This is a genomic window from Pseudomonas sp. SDO5271_S396 (assembly GCF_054071795.1).
This window is the reverse complement of sequence record NZ_JBSVWB010000027.1, coordinates 1-16,681: the sequence shown is the minus strand read 5'-3', so window position 1 is coordinate 16,681 and position 16,681 is coordinate 1. Positions and strand designations below refer to the sequence as shown.

At 62.2% G+C, this 16,681-nt stretch carries 13 protein-coding genes; 5 read left to right on the top strand and 8 right to left on the bottom strand.

Annotated elements, in window-relative coordinates:
• The first annotated feature begins 45 nt into the window (after positions 1–45).
• Complete coding sequence (gene rsgA / locus ACW9IN_RS18300; protein WP_457367210.1) at positions 46–1,065, top strand: small ribosomal subunit biogenesis GTPase RsgA; 1,020 nt, start codon at positions 46–48, stop codon at positions 1,063–1,065.
• Between the two features lie 194 nt (positions 1,066–1,259).
• Here the strand turns inward: rsgA and motB are convergent, their stop codons facing one another.
• Together motB and motA are read right to left on the bottom strand one after the other, a co-directional pair.
• Complete coding sequence (motB, locus tag ACW9IN_RS18295) at positions 1,260–2,276, bottom strand: flagellar motor protein MotB (RefSeq protein WP_457367209.1); 1,017 nt, start codon at positions 2,274–2,276, stop codon at positions 1,260–1,262.
• Between the two features lie 3 nt (positions 2,277–2,279).
• Positions 2,280–3,131, bottom strand: coding sequence for a flagellar motor stator protein MotA (gene motA, locus ACW9IN_RS18290; RefSeq protein WP_457367208.1), 852 nt, complete (start codon positions 3,129–3,131; stop codon positions 2,280–2,282).
• 167 nt (positions 3,132–3,298) lie between these two features.
• Between motA and ACW9IN_RS18285 the strand changes: the two genes are divergently transcribed.
• Genes ACW9IN_RS18285 through asd form a run of 3 tightly spaced genes read left to right on the top strand, consistent with a single transcriptional unit; the run spans position 3,299 to position 6,583 of the window.
• Entirely contained in the window at positions 3,299–4,834 is a 1,536-nt protein-coding gene (locus tag ACW9IN_RS18285; RefSeq protein ID WP_457367207.1) for an HDOD domain-containing protein, read from the top strand.
• Positions 4,835–4,891: 57 nt separating this feature from the next.
• Positions 4,892–5,707: a thiosulfate sulfurtransferase gene (gene rhdA, locus ACW9IN_RS18280; protein ID WP_457367206.1), complete on the top strand. Its 816-nt coding sequence runs from the start codon at positions 4,892–4,894 to the stop codon at positions 5,705–5,707.
• 15 nt (positions 5,708–5,722) lie between these two features.
• Complete coding sequence (gene asd / locus ACW9IN_RS18275) at positions 5,723–6,583, top strand: archaetidylserine decarboxylase (protein WP_457367205.1); 861 nt, start codon at positions 5,723–5,725, stop codon at positions 6,581–6,583.
• Positions 6,584–6,717: 134 nt separating this feature from the next.
• Here asd and serB read toward each other — a convergent pair whose 3' ends face one another.
• Entirely contained in the window at positions 6,718–7,932 is a 1,215-nt protein-coding gene (gene serB, locus ACW9IN_RS18270; RefSeq protein WP_457367204.1) for a phosphoserine phosphatase SerB, read from the bottom strand.
• Positions 7,933–8,065: 133 nt separating this feature from the next.
• Between serB and ACW9IN_RS18265 the strand changes: the two genes are divergently transcribed.
• Positions 8,066–9,598 carry an AhpA/YtjB family protein gene (locus ACW9IN_RS18265; RefSeq protein WP_457367203.1) on the top strand — a complete coding sequence of 511 codons (1,533 nt, stop codon included), beginning with the start codon at positions 8,066–8,068 and terminating at the stop codon, positions 9,596–9,598.
• Between the two features lie 198 nt (positions 9,599–9,796).
• On the opposite strand, the gene ACW9IN_RS18260 is transcribed toward ACW9IN_RS18265, so the two are convergent.
• The 5 genes from ACW9IN_RS18260 to ACW9IN_RS18240 all read right to left on the bottom strand — a co-directional run bounded on the left by ACW9IN_RS18260 (position 9,797) and on the right by ACW9IN_RS18240 (position 16,573).
• A complete protein-coding gene (locus ACW9IN_RS18260; RefSeq protein ID WP_457367202.1) occupies positions 9,797–10,507 on the bottom strand; it encodes a PqiC family protein in 711 nt (236 codons plus the stop codon).
• A gap of 174 nt (positions 10,508–10,681) precedes the next feature.
• Complete coding sequence (parC, locus tag ACW9IN_RS18255) at positions 10,682–12,946, bottom strand: DNA topoisomerase IV subunit A (RefSeq protein WP_457367201.1); 2,265 nt, start codon at positions 12,944–12,946, stop codon at positions 10,682–10,684.
• 73 nt (positions 12,947–13,019) lie between these two features.
• Positions 13,020–14,012, bottom strand: a complete 993-nt coding sequence (locus ACW9IN_RS18250) for an esterase-like activity of phytase family protein (RefSeq protein ID WP_457367200.1) — start codon at positions 14,010–14,012, stop codon at positions 13,020–13,022.
• On the bottom strand, positions 14,012–15,919 hold the full coding sequence (parE, locus tag ACW9IN_RS18245) for a DNA topoisomerase IV subunit B (protein WP_457367199.1): 1,908 nt from the start codon (positions 15,917–15,919) through the stop codon (positions 14,012–14,014). Before parE ends, ACW9IN_RS18250 begins: the two co-directional genes overlap by 1 nt.
• A 45-nt stretch (positions 15,920–15,964) precedes the next feature.
• Entirely contained in the window at positions 15,965–16,573 is a 609-nt protein-coding gene (locus ACW9IN_RS18240) for a YqiA/YcfP family alpha/beta fold hydrolase (RefSeq protein ID WP_457367198.1), read from the bottom strand.
• Positions 16,574–16,681 lie beyond the last annotated feature (108 nt).

Genomic DNA, 16,681 nt, shown 5'->3' with positions numbered 1-16,681 from the left:
CGCGACCGTTTTATCCAACCTTTGCATTGTCGACACGGAACACCAATGGCCAAACGCCAGCTCAACCGTCGCCAGAACTGGCGCATCGAAAAGATTCAAGGCGAGCGCGCCGCTCGCGCCGCCAAACGTGAATCCTCCGCCGTAGAAGCGCTGGAGGGTGGCGACCTGGGCCCCGAACAGACTGGCCTGGTGATCGCGCACTTTGGTGTGCAGGTCGAAGTCGAAGCCCAGGACGGCCTGGTGTCACGCTGCTACCTGCGCGCCAACCTGCCCGCGCTGGTGACCGGCGACCAAGTGGTCTGGCGTGCCGGCAACCAGGGCATCGGCGTGATCGTCGCCCAGTTGCCCCGCACCACCGAACTGCGCCGCCCCGATAGCCGCGGCCAACTCAAGCCGGTGGCGGCCAACGTCGACATGATCGTGATCGTGTTCGCGCCCTTGCCCGAGCCCCATGCCAACCTGATCGATCGCTACCTGGTCGCAGCCGAGCATGCCGGCATTCGCCCACTGTTGCTGCTGAACAAGTATGACCTGATCGACGAGCAGAACGCCCCCGCGCTCAACGCGCTGCTGGCGGTGTATCGCACCCTGGGTTATCCGGTGCTGGAAGTCTCGGCTCACCACGGCAACGGCATGGAACAGCTGCAACAGCAGTTGGACGGGCGCATCAGTGTGTTTGTCGGCCAGTCCGGCGTGGGCAAGTCGTCGCTGGTCAACAGCCTGCTGCCCCACGTCGACACCCGGGTCGGCCCGCTGTCGGAACTGTCCGGCCAAGGCACCCACACCACCACCACCGCACGGCTGTTTCACTTCCCAGGCGGCGGCGAACTGATCGACTCCCCCGGCATCCGCGAATTCGGCCTGGGCCATGTCAGCCGCAGTGATGTGGAAGCCGGCTTCATCGAGTTCAACGACCTGATCGGCACATGCCGCTTCCGCGACTGCAAGCACGATCGCGAGCCTGGCTGTGCCTTGCTCAAGGCCCTGGAGGATGGGCGCGTGCAACAGCAGCGGATGAACAGCTACCGGTCGATCATCGCGAGTTTGCCGGAGAGCAGTTACTAAAAGCGCCCTGCATGCGGTTTTTTGCCGATCCATTGTGGTGAGCGGGCTTGTCCCGCGCTGGGGCGCAAAGCGGCCCTGAAACCCGACACCGCGAATTCGCTGACTAAATGCGGCAGCCTTATTGGGGCCGCTTCGCAGCCCAGCGCGGGACAAGCCCGCTCACCACAACAAGCCCATTCACCACAAGGGCGCCTCTATGAGCCGGTTCCCGGCACCGTAGGATCCTTCACCCCACCGTCATCAAACAGATTCAGCTTCTGCCGCAGCTCATGGGCCGGCAAGGGTTCCTGCCCGGGCGGAAGAGCGTTCGGATCTGCCGGCACTTCACCGGGCGCACCGGCACCTGGGGTCGGGGCCACTGGCGCTTGGTCACCTTCAATCGCACGTTGGGCCTTTTTGGTCAGCACCACGATGTCGATCCGGCGGTTGACCGGGTTGAACGGGTCTTGATGATCAAACAGCTGCGAAGAGGCAAAACCCACCACACGCGCCACTTGCGGGTCCGGGTAACTGCCCGCTACCAGCGCACGCCGCGCGGCGTTGGCACGGTTGGCCGAAAGCTCCCAGTTGCCGAAGTCACCCTGACCCGCGTAAGGCTTGGCGTCGGTATGCCCGCTGATGCTGATCTTGTTCGGCACCGCCTTGATGGTGTCGGCCATGGCCAGCAGGATGTCTTCGAAGTACGGCTTCAAGCGCGCGCTGCCGGAGTCGAACATCGGCCGGTTGGCGGCGTCGGTGATCTGGATGCGCAAACCTTCAGGGGTGATCTCGAAGGAAATCTGGTCCTTGAACTTCAACAGTTGCGGGTTTTCCTCGACCTTGGTCTGCAATTCTTGCAGCAGCAACTCCAGGCGCTCCTGCTCGACCTGCTCGGCCATGGCCTCGACGGTGTCGCGCTCGATCGGGATTTTTTCCTGGGGCGAGTCGGTCTTGATTTCCGGGTTGATGGTGCGCTCAGGCGCCAGTTGCGGCGAACCGCCCAGGTCGATCACGAAAGGCGTGCCGCTTTCCGAGAACCCTATCGGGTCCTTGAAGTAACCGGCGATGGCGATCTTCTGTTCAGGCGTGGCGGTGGACATCAGCCACAGCACCAGGAAGAACGCCATCATCGCCGTCGCAAAGTCGGCGAAGGCGATTTTCCAGGCGCCGCCATGGTGCCCCGCAGCGAAGCGCTTGACGCGCTTGATGATTATCGGCTGGTTGTTTTCCATGATTTAGCGACCGCGAACCGCTTGTTCCAGCTCGGCAAAACTTGGGCGATGTTTCGGGTACAGCACCTTGCGACCGAACTCCACCGCCAGCGATGGCGGCATGCCGGACGCCGAGGCCACCAGGCAGGCCTTGATCGCTTCGTACAGGTTGACCTCTTCCTTGGCGTCGTGGGCCAGGGACGTCGCCAACGGACCAAAGAAACCATAGGCCGCCAGAATACCGAAGAAGGTACCCACCAGCGCCGCACCCACGTGCATGCCGATGGCCTTCTGATCGCCTTCACCCAGGGACGCCATGGTCACCACAATACCGAGTACCGCCGCCACGATACCGAAACCGGGCATACCGTCGGCGATGCCGGTCACGGCGTGGGAAGGGTGCTCCAGCTCTTCCTTGAGGCTGAAAAGCTCCATGTCGAACAGGCCTTCCAGCTCATGGGGCGCCATGTTGCCGGAGGACATGATGCGCAGGTAGTCACAGATGAACGCGGTCATGCGCTCGTCTTTGAGCACTGCCGGGTACTTGGCGAAAATCGGGCTGGCCGCCGCGTCTTCGATGTCGGCCTCGATGGCCATCATGCCTTCGCGACGGCTCTTGTTGAGGATCTCGTAGATCAGCCCCAGCACTTCCAGATAAAAGGTGTGGGAGAAACGCGAACCGAACATGCCCAGGGACTTCTTGACCACGTGCAGGGTCATGTAGCCCGGGTTGGCCTGCAAGAATGCGCCGAACGCCGCACCACCAATGATCAGCACTTCGAAAGGCTGGATCAGTGCGGCAATTTTACCGTGTGACAGAACGTACCCACCGAGCACGCTAGCGATGACGACGATGATGCCGATAATTTTAGCCATAGGAGATGAGTACTTGCGCCGTCAGGTTCATGGACATATTTGGGGGAACTGAAAAACTCTTGTTCTACTTATCGGCAAAACTGCGCCAGACTATAGCCCGTTAAGGCGAAAAGCCAGTTCGGCCCGCTCCGGGCGTGTTGACCGCAAGTGATGATCGCGCCCCAATCATGGCTAATGAAACGAAAGTCCCAACTGCAAAACCCACCACACTCGCCGCCTGGATCAAGCGCCTGGATGACGTGCTGCTGCCCGTCCCCCAAGCCAGCCATGACCGCGTGTGCAAAGCCATTCGCGATAGCCGCAGCTCGTTGCGAGACATTGCCGAACTGATGCAAAGCAGCCCGGCGCTGGTGCTCAGCGTCATGCGCGAGGCCAACAGCCACACCCATGGCAGCCTGGCGGAGCCGGCCGAAAACCTCGAAGTGGCCCTCAATCGCCTGGGCCTCAAGCGCGCCGAGGACTTGCTGGCGCGCCTGCCCTCGGTGCCGGCCCAGGAAATACCCGTGGCTCTGCGCCAACTGCTGCTGGTCAGCCAGCACGCCTCGCAGCAAGCCAACGGTTTGTTCGGCAGCCGCCTGGCGCGGTTGTGGCAGGACATTCACTGGGGCAGCCTGTTGTTTCTGTCGCCACTGTGGCCGATGGCCGTGGCCTATCCCAAGCTACTCGAAGAGTGGGAACTGCGGGTGATCCACAAAGGCCAGCCGGCCCGTGCGGTCGAGCAGGAATTGTTCGGCGTGCGCCTGCTGGACCTGTGCATCGGGCTGACCGAAACCTGGCACTTGCCGATCTGGGTTTCCCAGGGCTACACCCTGCTGCTGACCGAACAGCGCCTGCTGGTCAAGGCGCTGCACATCGCCCGGGAAGACGACCCACTGCGCCATCAACAATTGCTCGACGCCGAACCCAACCTGCGTCGCTGGCTGAACCAGCCGGCCAACACCGTACTGCTGGCCAACGGTCTGGCGATGTCGGCCCAGGAGTCCTGGACCTGCCCGCACACTCAGCGCTGGCAGTACCTGACCGCCCTGTACCTGCAACAACCCTTGGGCGAGGTGCAACAGCAAACCCATCAGCAAGCCGTGACCAGTGCGCGCACCACCTTGATGCCCGACCTCTGGCACCCGGCTCTGTCGCTGATCTGGCCCTGGCACGTGCAGAAGATCCATCGCGGCCTGCTGCCGGCCCCACCACCCACAGCCGAAGCCCTGGCCGTATGGCGTAAGCGCTGCACCGAACTGCTGGTGGAGCCGAGCCGCTTCGCCAACGCCATGCACCTGACCACGTGCGCCAAGGAAGCACTGGTGGCCAGCGGCATGCATCGGGTGATGCTGCTGATGACCGACCGCGCCCAAAGCAACTTGCGCGTGCACCAGGCCGACGGCCTGCCGAAGGACGCCGACCACCTCAGCCTCGACGTGGTCAACAGCACACTGCTGCAACGCCTGCTGGAAAAGCCCGCCCAAGTGCGCCTGACGCCCGACAACCTGGTGCAGTTCTCTGCCTTGCTGCCCCCCGTCCTGCGCCGCCTGTTCACCGGCGAGCATTTGTTGCTGCGCTCCCTGAGCTGCAATGGCAAGGTGGTGATGCTGATGGTGGCTGACCAGGGCGGCGGTCCGTTCTCGGAAACCACCGTGCAGGCGTTCGGCAAAACCGCTCAATGCATCGAGAAAGCCCTGCACAGCTTTACCAACCGCAACGTTTGATGCTTGCGCTACAATCCCCCTCTTTTATCGCCAACATTTGTGCCCAGGAGACCTCACATGCCTGACTTCTCTGGCTTGCCGCTGGTGATCGAATCCAGCGACCTGCAAGGTCGCCTTGATGCCGAACACCTGATTCTGGTGGACCTCACCAGTGCCGCCCGCTACGCCGAAGGGCATATCCCCGGCGCGCATTTCGTTGACCCCAAGCGCACCCAACTGGGCCAGCCACCGGCACCCGGCCTGCTGCCCGCCAAGGCCGACCTCGAAAAACTCTTCGGCGAGCTGGGCCACACGCCCGATGCCACCTACGTGGTCTACGACGACGAAGGCGGCGGCTGGGCAGGGCGCTTCATCTGGATGCTCGACGTGATCGGCCATCAGAAATACCACTACCTCGACGGCGGCCTGCTGGCCTGGCTCGAAGACCAGCACCCGCTCTCCACCGACGTACCCGCACCTGTCGGCGGCCCGGTCAGCCTCACGCTGCACGACGGCCCCACTGCCACCCGCGAGTACCTGCAAAGCCGCCTGGGTGCTGCCGATCTCGGGATCTGGGACGCGCGCGGCCCGCTGGAATATTCCGGCGAAAAAGTCCTGGCCGCCAAGGGGGGCCATATCCCTGGCGCCGTGAACTTCGAATGGACCGCCGGCATGGACAAGGCTCGCAACCTGCGCATCCGCCGCGACATGCCGCAGATCCTCGAAGACCTCGGGCTGACCCGCGACAAAGAAATCATCACCCACTGCCAGACTCACCACCGCTCTGGCTTCACCTACCTGGTGGCCAAGGCGCTCGGTTATCCGCGAGTCAAAGGTTATGCCGGTTCCTGGGGCGAATGGGGCAACCACCCCGACACCCCCGTCGAGATTTAAGGTTTAAGGACAGTTATGAAAAAGCAGTTGTTCATCCTCAGCCAGTACTTGCTGCCGCATCACTTGTTGTCGCGCCTGGCCGGCTGCATTGCCGAGTGCCGCGTGCGCTGGTTCAAGAATGCCTTCACCACCTGGTTCGCCAAGCGTTATCAAGTGGACATGTCCCAGGCTCTGGTTGAAGACGTCACCGCCTACGAGCACTTCAATGCGTTCTTCACCCGCGCCCTGAAAGACGGTGCCCGCCCGCTGGATCAAACCCCGGGTGCCGTATTGAGCCCCGCAGACGGCGCAGTCAGCCAGCTCGGCCCGATCGAACATGGCCGCGTGTTCCAGGCCAAGGGCCACAGCTTCAGCGTGCTGGAGCTGCTGGGCGGTGATGCCACCGTGGCCGCGCCGTTCATGGGCGGCGATTTCGCCACCATCTACCTGTCGCCCAAGGACTACCATCGCGTGCACATGCCGCTGGCCGGCACCTTGCGTGAAATGGTCTACGTGCCAGGCCGCATCTTCTCGGTGAACCAGACCACCGCCGAAAACGTGCCGGAACTGTTTGCGCGCAACGAACGCGTGGTGTGCCTGTTCGACACTGAACGCGGCCCGATGGCCGTGGTACTGGTGGGCGCGATGATCGTGGCGTCGATTGAAACCGTGTGGGCCGGGCTGGTGACACCGCCCAAACGCGAGCTGAAAACCTTCCGCTACGACGAAGCCGCGCGTGCGCCAATCCATCTGGAAAAAGGTGCGGAACTGGGTCGCTTCAAGCTGGGTTCGACCGCCATCGTGCTGTTCGGGCCGGATCAGGTGAAGTGGGCTGAAGAACTGGCGGCGGGTACGCCGGTGCAGATGGGCCAGGGCATCGCACTACCGAAAGCCTGATCCACAATTTGAGGCTGGAACCCAATCAATGTGGGAGCTGGCTTGCCTGCGATAGCGGTGTTGGATTCACCATCGTCATCGCAGGCAAGCCAGCTCCCACATTCTGATCCCATTCCGACAGGGGATCGGGGGAGTTACAGCTGGCCGTCGCGGTCGCGGAAACCGAGCAAGTACAGCACCCCATCCAGCCCCAACGTCGAAATCGCCTGCTTGGCCGACTGCTTCACCAGCGGCTTGGCGCGGAACGCCACACCCAATCCGGCAATCGCCAGCATCGGCAAGTCATTCGCGCCGTCGCCGACTGCGATAGTCTGCTCCAGGCGCAAACCTTCCTTGTGGGCCAACTCCTTCAGCAGATCCGCCTTGCGCTGTGCATCGACAATCGGCTCCACCGCCACACCGGTGACCTTGCCATCCAGCACTTCCAGCTCGTTGGCGAACACGTAGTCGATACCCAGCTTGGCCTGCAACTGCTTGGCGAAGTAGGTGAAGCCGCCAGACAGGATGGCGGTCTTGTAGCCCAGGCGCTTGAGTTCGGCGAACAGGGTTTCGGCGCCCTCGGTCAGGCGCAGTGAGGCGCCGATGGAATCCAGCACGCTCACGTCCAGCCCCTTGAGCAGCGCGAGGCGCTCTTTGAAACTGGCGCGGAAATCCAGTTCACCGGCCATGGCACGCTCGGTGATTTCAGACACTTGCTCACCTACGCCGGCCGCCTTGGCCAACTCATCGATCACCTCGGCTTCGATCAGCGTCGAGTCCATGTCGAACACCGCCAGGCGACGATTGCGACGGAACAGCGAGTCCTCCTGGAAGGCGATGTCGACGTTCAGCTCCTGGGCGACGCTGAGGAACTCGGCACGCAGGGCCTGCGGGTCGGCCGGTTCGCCGCGCACGGAAAACTCGATGCAACCCTTGCCTTTGTCAGCCGGCGTATCCAGCGGCATGCGCCCCGACAGACGGTCGATATGGTCGATATTCAAGCCGTACTGCGCCGTGATCGAGCTGACACGCTGCAACTGCTCAGCCGTGACCTTTCGAGTCAACAGCGTAACGATATGGCGTTTCTTGCCCTGCCCGGCCACCCAATGCTGGTAGTCCTCTTCGGACACGGGTGTGAAACGCACCTGCTGATCGAGCTTGTACGCGGTAAACAGGATGTCCTTGAGCACGGACGACGCCTGCTCGGTGCTCGGGATTTCCACCAGAATCCCGAACGACAGGGTGTCGTGGATCACTGCCTGGCCGATGTCGAGAATGTTCACACCACCCTGGGCCAGAACACCGGTAATGGCTGCGGTGAGACCCGGTCGGTCTTCACCGGTGATGTTTATCAGGACAATTTCGCGCAAGGCGCACCCCCAGGCTGGAAAAAAACCGCATTCTACCCACTTTCAGTGACCATCGGGCACAGCCAGCGCTTTGCCGGTTCTAGGGCTGTCGCTATACTGCGCGTCAACTTCACGGACCAAGAGCCGAGCGCAAGTGAACCGGCCCACGCCAGTAAAAACCGATAATTTCTTTCTGCTGATCTTCCGGGCACTGCGCCACCGCCGTGTACCGATAGCATTACGCATCGCCAGCCATAACGTGATCCTGGTCGCTCTGGCCCTGGTGATCTACGCCTGCGTGATGGGGTTGCAGTTCAAGCAGGCCATGCACGAACAGGCCGACGCACTGGGTGAAAGCCTCACGACCCAGACCGCCACCTCGGCGACCGAGCTGCTGGTGTCCAACGACATCCTCAGCCTCAACGTGCTGCTCAACAACCTGACCAAGAACCCGCTGGTGGCCCACGCGGCCATCTACAGCGTGGACAACCGGATCATGGCCGAAGCCGGGCAGCGCCCGAAAAACGGCCTGCTGGGCGAGGCCGAAGGCCTGTACCAGAGCAACATTACATTTCAGGATGTGAAAGCCGGCCAATTGCGTATCAGCCTGGACATGCAACAGTTCCAGCAGCCGATGACCATCAGCCTGCAAAGCATGGGCATCCTCAGCGCGATCCTGCTGGCATTGGCCCTGGCCTTGAGCCTGCGCCTGGGCCGGCATATCTCCACGCCACTGATGCAACTGCGCATCTGGCTGCGAGACATCGACGAACACACCCCGGCCACCGATCGTCAGGATGAGATCGGCGACCTCGCCCGACAGCTCCACGCCAGCTTCGCCCCGGAGCCCGAGGTGCGCGCGCCTGAGCCGGAGCCTGAATACGACGACACCGATTACGGCGACGAACCCGAATTCGAAGTGCGCAACCTGCGCGACCCCGGCTTTGATGAAAGTACGCCGGCGAACAGCCCCAAGGCTGCACCGCGCCAGGTAGTCAATGCTGAAGAAGACGACCTGGACGACGAAGACCCCTTCGCCGACCTGCGCGACACGTCGGACAGCAGCCCGGCCGCCGCACCGAAACCGGCCCCGGTGAAAAATGCCGAGCCCCAGCACAGCGCGGTACTGGCCGTGCAACTGGGCGCGCAGGACCAACTGCGCCGCCTGCCCCGGGCCCGCCTGACCGAACTGCTGGAACGCTACCGCGACTGCCTGGACCAGGCCGCCTCGCTGTACCAGAGCGAACTGCATACACTGAACGATGGCAGCACGCTGATGCTGTTCCACAGCGAAGACAGTGGCGAGGACTACCTGACCAACGCCATCTGCTGCGGCGAACTGTTGCGAGCCCTGGGCCATGCCTTGCAGATCGAAGTGGCCGACAGCGGCATCACCCTGCAACTGCAACTGGGCCTGACCGTTGGCGACGACCTGTTCGGCATCAGCCAGATCGACCTGCTGCTCACCGAGAACGCCCAGGATGCGCTGGCGCTGTCCCAACACAGCCGTAACCTGCTGCTGGTGGAGCGCAAGATCAGTGAAGACACCTTGATCCGCCAACGCGCGCGCATCCGCCCGATTGCCAGCCCGGAGGGTGCAAGCTGCGTGGAGCGGTTGATGGAGCCGTACCCGTCGATGCTGGAGCGGCAACTGGCGCGGATGCACGAGACCCGCACCAAAAGCTGAACTGGTTTGTGTGGGGAGCGGGATTTTGTGGTGAGCGGGCTTGCTCGCGAAGGCGGTAGTTCAGTCACTGATATGTGGGCTGATACGCCGCTTTCGCGAGCAAGCCCGCTCCCACATTTAGTCTGCGGCGCAGCTCAAATCGCAAACAAACAAAAGGCCCGCTTAATCAGCGGGCCTTTTGTTTGTGCGCGATTCAGATCAAAACCTGAACACTTCCATGTCCGTACGAATCGGTGTTGCCATCGGCATTTTCGGTTTTTCCGGTGCAGCCGGTTTGGCCTGGGCAGGTGCTTGCTTGCGCGGTGCCTCGGCAATCGGTGGCTGGTTGGCCAATGGTTTGAGGGCCACCGACAGTTGTTGCGCCAGATGCTGCAACAGCACGCCCTGGGCCTGGACCTGGGATGCAGTCGTGCCGGCGTGCTCTTCCTGCAGGTGCACGATACGGTTGTCACGCACCTGGCCACGACGGTCGATCAAGCGCCACTGCGCATCGAGGATCGCCGGCTGCGACGCACCGGAATCCAGTCGGGTAATGGTCAAAAGCACCTGTACATCCGGGGTAAAACCGGTCGGCGCCGGCGCGAGCACCACACGCTGGCTGTCCAACTGACCCGCAACCTGACGCAACATCAGCTGATTGATGTCAGACGACAAACTGCCCGCCCAACGACCATCGATGGAACCTTGCAGGCTGCCGTCGTTCTGACGTTGCAGCAGGGTTTCGCGTTGCAGGTAGTCAGCGACCACCACGGGGCCCAGCAAAACGGCCATACCTGCGGTTTGTGCTGGCTGCGCCGGACTTCCGCTGTCCAGCTGGTACAGCGACACCGGTTGGTGTGTGCTGCAACCCGCCAGCCCCAAAAGGCCAGCGAGCATGAAAATAAAAGGAAGGCGTGGAGCAGTCATCATCCCATCCAGGTGGCTGCCACAAGGCGAACCACAATGTAATACTAAAAAATAACCTATACACGCTCGGCCACGCCGGCGCTGGAAAGGCCATATCATCCGTGAATATGCGCCATGACTCCAGCGCCAAAGCGTCGATCTACGCGTTAAATCGTAGATCGGAAGCTCTAATTCGCCCTAAACAGGCGTTTCTACCAACAAAGCATCCACTCGCTGGAAGCCTCGAGGCAGTTTGTTGCCACGCCGACCACGCTCGCCCTTGTAATGCTCAAGGTCGTCAGGGCGCAGTGACAACGTGCGCTTGCCGGCCTGAAGCACCAGGGTAGAGCCTTCCGGGATCACCGCGATGTCGGTCACGTACTCTTCGCGACTGGCCACCCGCTCTCCCGGAATACCAATAATCTTGTTGCCCTTGCCTTTACCCAATTGCGGCAGGTCACTGATCTTGAACACCAGCAAACGCCCTTCGGTGGTCACGGACGCCAGCCAATTGCTTTCACGGTCATCCACCGCACGCGGCAGGATCACCTTGGCGTTGTTCGGCAGACTCAACAAGGCCTTGCCCGCCTTGTTCTTGGCCTGCAAATCCTCACCCTTGACCACAAAACCGTAACCCGCGTCGGACGCGATCACGTACAGCGCGTCGTCGTCCGGCAGCAGCACGCACTCGAAATTCGCACCCGGCGGTGGCGTCAGGCGCCCAGTCAGCGGCTCGCCCTGCCCCCGCGCGGAAGGCAAAGTGTGCGACGCCACCGAATAGCTGCGCCCGGTCGAGTCGATAAACACTGCAAACTGGTTGGAACGCCCGGCTGCGGCGGTCTTGAAACCATCGCCAGCCTTATATGACAAACCGGCGGCGTCAATATCATGCCCTTTGGCGGAGCGAACCCAACCCTTTTCCGACAGAACGACGGTAATTTTCTCGTTCGGTAGTAGCTCGGTCTCTGTCAGAGCTTTCGCCTCAGCGCGCTCAACGATAGGCGACCGACGGTCGTCACCATAGGTTTCAGCATCTTTGATCAACTCGCTGCGCACCAGCTTCTTCAGCTTGGCTTCGCTACCCAGCAAGGCTTGCAGCTTGGCTTGCTCCTTGAGCAACGCGTCCTGTTCGTCGCGCAGCTTCATTTCTTCCAGGCGTGCCAGTTGGCGCAAGCGCGTGTCGAGGATGTAATCGGCCTGGATTTCGCTGAGCTGGAACTCGGCGATCAGTTCGGCCTTCGGATGCTCGGCGGTACGGATGATGTGAATCACTTTATCCAGGTTCAGATAAGCGATCAGCAAACCGTCCAGCAGGTGCAGGCGACGCTCCACCTTGTCGAGACGGAATTGCAGGCGGCGACGCACGGTCTGCACGCGGAACTCCAGCCATTCCACCAGCAGGTTGCGCAGGTTCTTCAACTGCGGCTTGCCGTCCAGGCCGATGATATTGACGTTGACCCGGTAGCTGGACTCAAGGTCGGTGCTGGCAAACAAGTGCTGCATCAGCACTTCGTGGTCGACCCGGCTGTTGGTCGGGATGATCACGATGCGGCAGGGGTTTTCGTGATCGGACTCATCGCGCAGGTCGGCGACCTGCGGCAATTTCGACGGTTTGGCCTGCATCAGGGCAGCGATCTGCTCCAGCACCTTGGCGCCGGAGACCTGGTGCGGCAGCGCGGTGACAATAATGTCGCCGTCTTCAATGTGGTACACAGCGCGCATGCGCACCGAGCCCTTGCCGGTTTCGTACATCTTCAGCAAATCGGCGCGGGGCGTGATGATTTCCGCTTCGGTCGGGTAATCCGGGCCCTGGATATGCTCGCAGAGCTGTTCGACCGTGGCTTTTGGCTCATCCAGCAAACGCACACAGGCCGTGGCGACTTCCCGCAGGTTGTGCGGCGGTACGTCGGTGGCCATGCCCACGGCGATGCCGGTGGTGCCATTGAGCAGGATATTCGGCAAACGTGCCGGCAACACCAGGGGCTCATCGAGGGTGCCGTCGAAGTTCGGCCCCCAATCGGCGGTGCCCTGCCCCAGCTCGCTGAGCAATACCTCCGAGTAACGCGACAAGCGCGCCTCGGTGTATCGCATGGCGGCGAAGGACTTGGGATCATCCGGCGCACCCCAGTTGCCCTGACCGTCCACCAGCGTGTAGCGGTAGCTGAACGGCTGGGCCATCAACACCATGGCTTCGTAGCACGCCGAGTCGCCGTGGGGGTGGAATTTACCGAGCACGTCACCGACGGTACGCGCCGACTTCTTGTGCTTGGAATCAGCGTCCAGGCCCAACTCACTCATGGCGTAGATAATGCGCCGCTGTACAGGTTTCAGGCCGTCGCCGATATGCGGCAAGGCACGGTCCATGATCACGTACATGGAGTAGTTGAGGTAGGCATTTTCGGTGAAGTCAGCCAGCGATCGGCGCTCTACGCCATCTAAGCTGTCTGCGAGGATGTCACTCATGCGGGCCTCATCATGGTTGGGTAAAGCGCGGCGGAACAGCCGCCACGCTGAATCAATTCAAAAAAAACGTGAGTCATGGCTGCGCGCTCCAGCCACCGGCAGGGGCTGCGAAACGGTAGACCACCGGGCGCTTTTCGCCATCGGCGCGCGGGCCGAAATTATTGTCGATGCCCACCCAGGCGCCATCGGCATCCACCACCAGCGCCTCGGCCAAACCATAAGGCTGGGCGTAACGCCGCTCCGGGGTCAGGGCCCCTTCGGCAAACGACCAGCACAGTTCCACCTTGGCCGTGACCGCGTCGCGTCGGCATATCTGGAACGCGTTGCGCTCGAGGGTAAACAGCTTGCCCTTGAACAGCGCCAGGTCGGCAAAGTCCTTGGACACTGCCTTGGCATTGGGGAATTGCGCGGGCTGTACTTCCTGGCCGGCTTCGCTCAGCAACACGCAAGGCCCGTCGCAATCCCACAGGCTCTGCGGGCGCTTGATCGAAATCAGGCCGCGTCGCTCACGCTCGGCCGCCAGCCAGAGCTGGTTGCCCTCCGGGTTGATCGCCAGGCCTTCGAACAGGGCATTGAAGTGCAACAACATGCCGCTGGCCCGGGCTTCACGCACCATGCCCGGCGCGATCTTCAACCATTCGGACGCGCCACTCACCGGCACTTGCAGCACTGCCGCGTGGGCTTCGCTGACAATGTAGCGGTTCCCGGCGTCATCGCAGGTGATGCCTTCGAAATCCAGGTCACCGCCCCGCACCAGCGAAGCGGCCTTGGTACGCGAACGCAAGCCCCAGGGCAGCCCGGACTCGGGCACCGGCGGCACGTCGATTTTCACCGTTTCGGCCTGCCAGGTCGGCGCGCTGATGTCCAGCCGGTAGATCTGGTCGTCATCGCGGTCGGAAACCGTCCACAGCACCTTGCCGCACAAGGCCAGGCCAGACAGGTTACCACCGCGCATGCCGTCCACCGGGTGTTCGGACACGAGCTTGAGCTCAGCCACCGGCGCAGCGACCACCGCGGTAGCCAGCCCGCTCGACATCAGCATCGCCAGGGCGAAGCCTGTGCGCATCAGCCCAGCACCTCGGCCAGGTTGCCTTTGGACTCCAGCCAGGACTTGCGGTCGCCGGCGCGTTTTTTCGCCAGCAGCATGTCCATCATTTCCGAGGTCTCGGCGAAGTCTTCGCCCAGCGTCAGTTGCACCAGGCGCCGGGTGTTCGGGTCCATGGTGGTTTCGCGCAGTTGCGGCGGGTTCATTTCACCCAGGCCCTTGAATCGTGTGACCTGCGGTTTGCCACGCTTCTTCTCGGCCACCAGGCGATCAAGAATGCCATCGCGCTCGGCTTCGTCCAGGGCGTAGTAAATCTCCTTGCCCAGGTCGATCCGGTACAGCGGCGGCATGGCGACGTAGACGTGACCGGCATCCACCAGCGCCCGGAAGTGCTGGACGAACAGCGCGCACAGCAACGTGGCGATGTGCAGACCGTCGGAGTCGGCGTCGGCAAGGATGCAAATCTTGCCGTAGCGCAGCTGGCTCATGTCCGCCGCGCCCGGGTCGACACCGATGGCCACGGCGATGTTGTGCACTTCCTGGCTGGCCAAAACTTCGCTGCCATCGACCTCCCAAGTGTTGAGGATCTTGCCGCGCAACGGCAGGATCGCCTGGAACTCCTTGTCTCGCGCTTGCTTGGCGGAACCGCCGGCGGAGTCACCTTCCACCAGGAACAGTTCGGAACGCATTGGGTCCTGCCCGGCGCAATCAGCCAGTTTGCCGGGCAATGCCGGGCCCTGGGTGATGCGCTTGCGCTCGACCTTCTTGCTGGCCTTCAAGCGACGGCCAGCGTTGTTGATCGCCAGTTCCGCCAGGACCAGGCCCAACTCTGGATGCTCGTTGAGCCACAGGCTGAACGCGTCCTTGACCACGCCGGAAACAAACGCCGCCGCCTCGCGGGACGACAGACGCTCTTTGGTCTGGCCGGAGAACTGCGGTTCCTGCATCTTCATCGAGAGCACGAACGCGATGCGCTCCCACACGTCTTCCGGCGCCAGCTTCACGCCACGCGGCAGCAGGCTGCGGTATTCACAGAATTCACGCATGGCGTCCAGCAGGCCCTGGCGCAACCCGTTGACGTGGGTGCCGCCCTGGGCCGTCGGGATCAGGTTGACGTAGCTTTCCTGCACGCTGTCGCCGCCTTCGGGCAACCACAGCAGCGCCCAGTCGACGGCTTCCTTATTGCCGGCCAGGCTGCCGCAGAACGGCTCGTTGGGCAGGCGTTCGAATTCGCTGACGGAGTCTTCCAGGTAGGAGCGCAGGCCGTCTTCGTAGTGCCACTCGACTTTTTCACCGGTGCCTTTGTCTTCAAAGGTGACCAGCAGACCCGGGCACAGCACAGCCTTGGCCTTGAGCACGTGCTTGAGGCGGCTGATGGAGAATTTTGGCGAATCGAAGTATTTCGGGTCCGGCGCGAAGTAAACGCTGGTACCGGTGTTGCGCTTGCCAACGGAGCCGATCACGGCCAGGTCGGTGGCTTTGTAGCCATCGGCGAAGGTCATCTCGTATTCGTTGCCATCACGCTTGACCCTGACCCGCACCAGCGTGGACAAGGCGTTGACCACCGAAATGCCCACACCGTGCAAGCCACCGGAAAATTGGTAGTTCTTGTTGGAGAACTTGCCGCCCGCATGGAGCTTGGTGAGGATCAGCTCGACGCCCGGTACACCCTCTTCCGGGTGGATGTCCACCGGCATGCCGCGACCGTCGTCGGACACCTCCAGGGAGTGGTCGGCGTGGAGAATGACATGCACCGACTTGGCGTGGCCGGCCAGGGCTTCGTCGACGCTGTTGTCGATGACTTCCTGGGCGAGGTGGTTCGGCCGCGTGGTGTCGGTGTACATGCCGGGGCGTTTGCGCACCGGATCGAGGCCCGAGAGGACTTCGATGGCGTCGGCGTTATAAGAGCTAGCGCTGGGAGTGGCCATGGGGTCTCGTCGTGAGTCGTTCGATTAAAAAATAACCTGCGATTCTTACAATGAAGAAAAATCGAAGGATTGATACTGATCTGCGCCAATGCCGGCAAAGCTCAGGAGCGCCGGCAATTGCTGGGCGAAACCCTGGTAACCATGGTCGCCGCCGGCCTGGATGCGCAGGGCACAGGCACGGTAGTACTGCTGGGCGAGGCGATAATCCAGTGTTTCATCGCCGGTCTGCAACCATACCTGATAACGCGCGGCTTCCCGGGGCGCCGGGACTTCCAGTTCGGCCAGTGCCGTGACGTGGTCGTGGGTCAGCTCCCAGGTTTCACCGGTGTAGAGGTTTTTCTGGGTGCCCAGGTAACCATCGAACATCCGATGAGGGCTGACCGCCGGGTTGACCAGCAGCGCCTTGAGGCCATGACGTTCGGCAAGATGGGTTGCATAGTAGCCGCCGAGTGAGCTGCCGACCAGCAGGGGCCGCCCCAGTTCACGGATAGCCGCTTCCAGCTGAGGCATCGCCTGGCGGGGGTGATGATGCAGGGCCGGCACGCGCAATTGCTCGCCTCGCCCAAGGGCATTCATCACGGTGATGAGCTGGCAAGCCTTGTTCGACGCCGGCGCGCTGTTGAAACCGTGGATATACAGGATCGAAGCGGCCATGCCGGGCTCTCCATGCGTGCGCGAAAAACGCGCAGTTTACAGGTGTGGGAGCGGGCTTGCTCGCGAATGCGGTGGATCAGTGACAGACGTATTGACTGGCACACGGCA

Bases quoted from the DNA above. Each gene is read 5' to 3' on its own strand.
- parC (WP_457367201.1), bottom strand. From the start codon at position 12,946: ATGAGTGACATCCTCGCAGACAGCTTAGATGGCGTAGAGCGCCGATCG.
- ACW9IN_RS18240 (WP_457367198.1), bottom strand. From the start codon at position 16,573: ATGGCCGCTTCGATCCTGTATATCCACGGTTTCAACAGCGCGCCGGCG.
- rsgA (WP_457367210.1), top strand. From the start codon at position 46: ATGGCCAAACGCCAGCTCAACCGTCGCCAGAACTGGCGCATCGAAAAG.
- asd (WP_457367205.1), top strand. From the start codon at position 5,723: ATGAAAAAGCAGTTGTTCATCCTCAGCCAGTACTTGCTGCCGCATCAC.
- ACW9IN_RS18285 (WP_457367207.1), top strand. From the start codon at position 3,299: ATGGCTAATGAAACGAAAGTCCCAACTGCAAAACCCACCACACTCGCC.
- rhdA (WP_457367206.1), top strand. From the start codon at position 4,892: ATGCCTGACTTCTCTGGCTTGCCGCTGGTGATCGAATCCAGCGACCTG.
- ACW9IN_RS18260 (WP_457367202.1), bottom strand. From the start codon at position 10,507: ATGATGACTGCTCCACGCCTTCCTTTTATTTTCATGCTCGCTGGCCTT.
- motB (WP_457367209.1), bottom strand. From the start codon at position 2,276: ATGGAAAACAACCAGCCGATAATCATCAAGCGCGTCAAGCGCTTCGCT.
- parE (WP_457367199.1), bottom strand. From the start codon at position 15,919: ATGGCCACTCCCAGCGCTAGCTCTTATAACGCCGACGCCATCGAAGTC.
- ACW9IN_RS18250 (WP_457367200.1), bottom strand. From the start codon at position 14,012: ATGCGCACAGGCTTCGCCCTGGCGATGCTGATGTCGAGCGGGCTGGCT.
- motA (WP_457367208.1), bottom strand. From the start codon at position 3,131: ATGGCTAAAATTATCGGCATCATCGTCGTCATCGCTAGCGTGCTCGGT.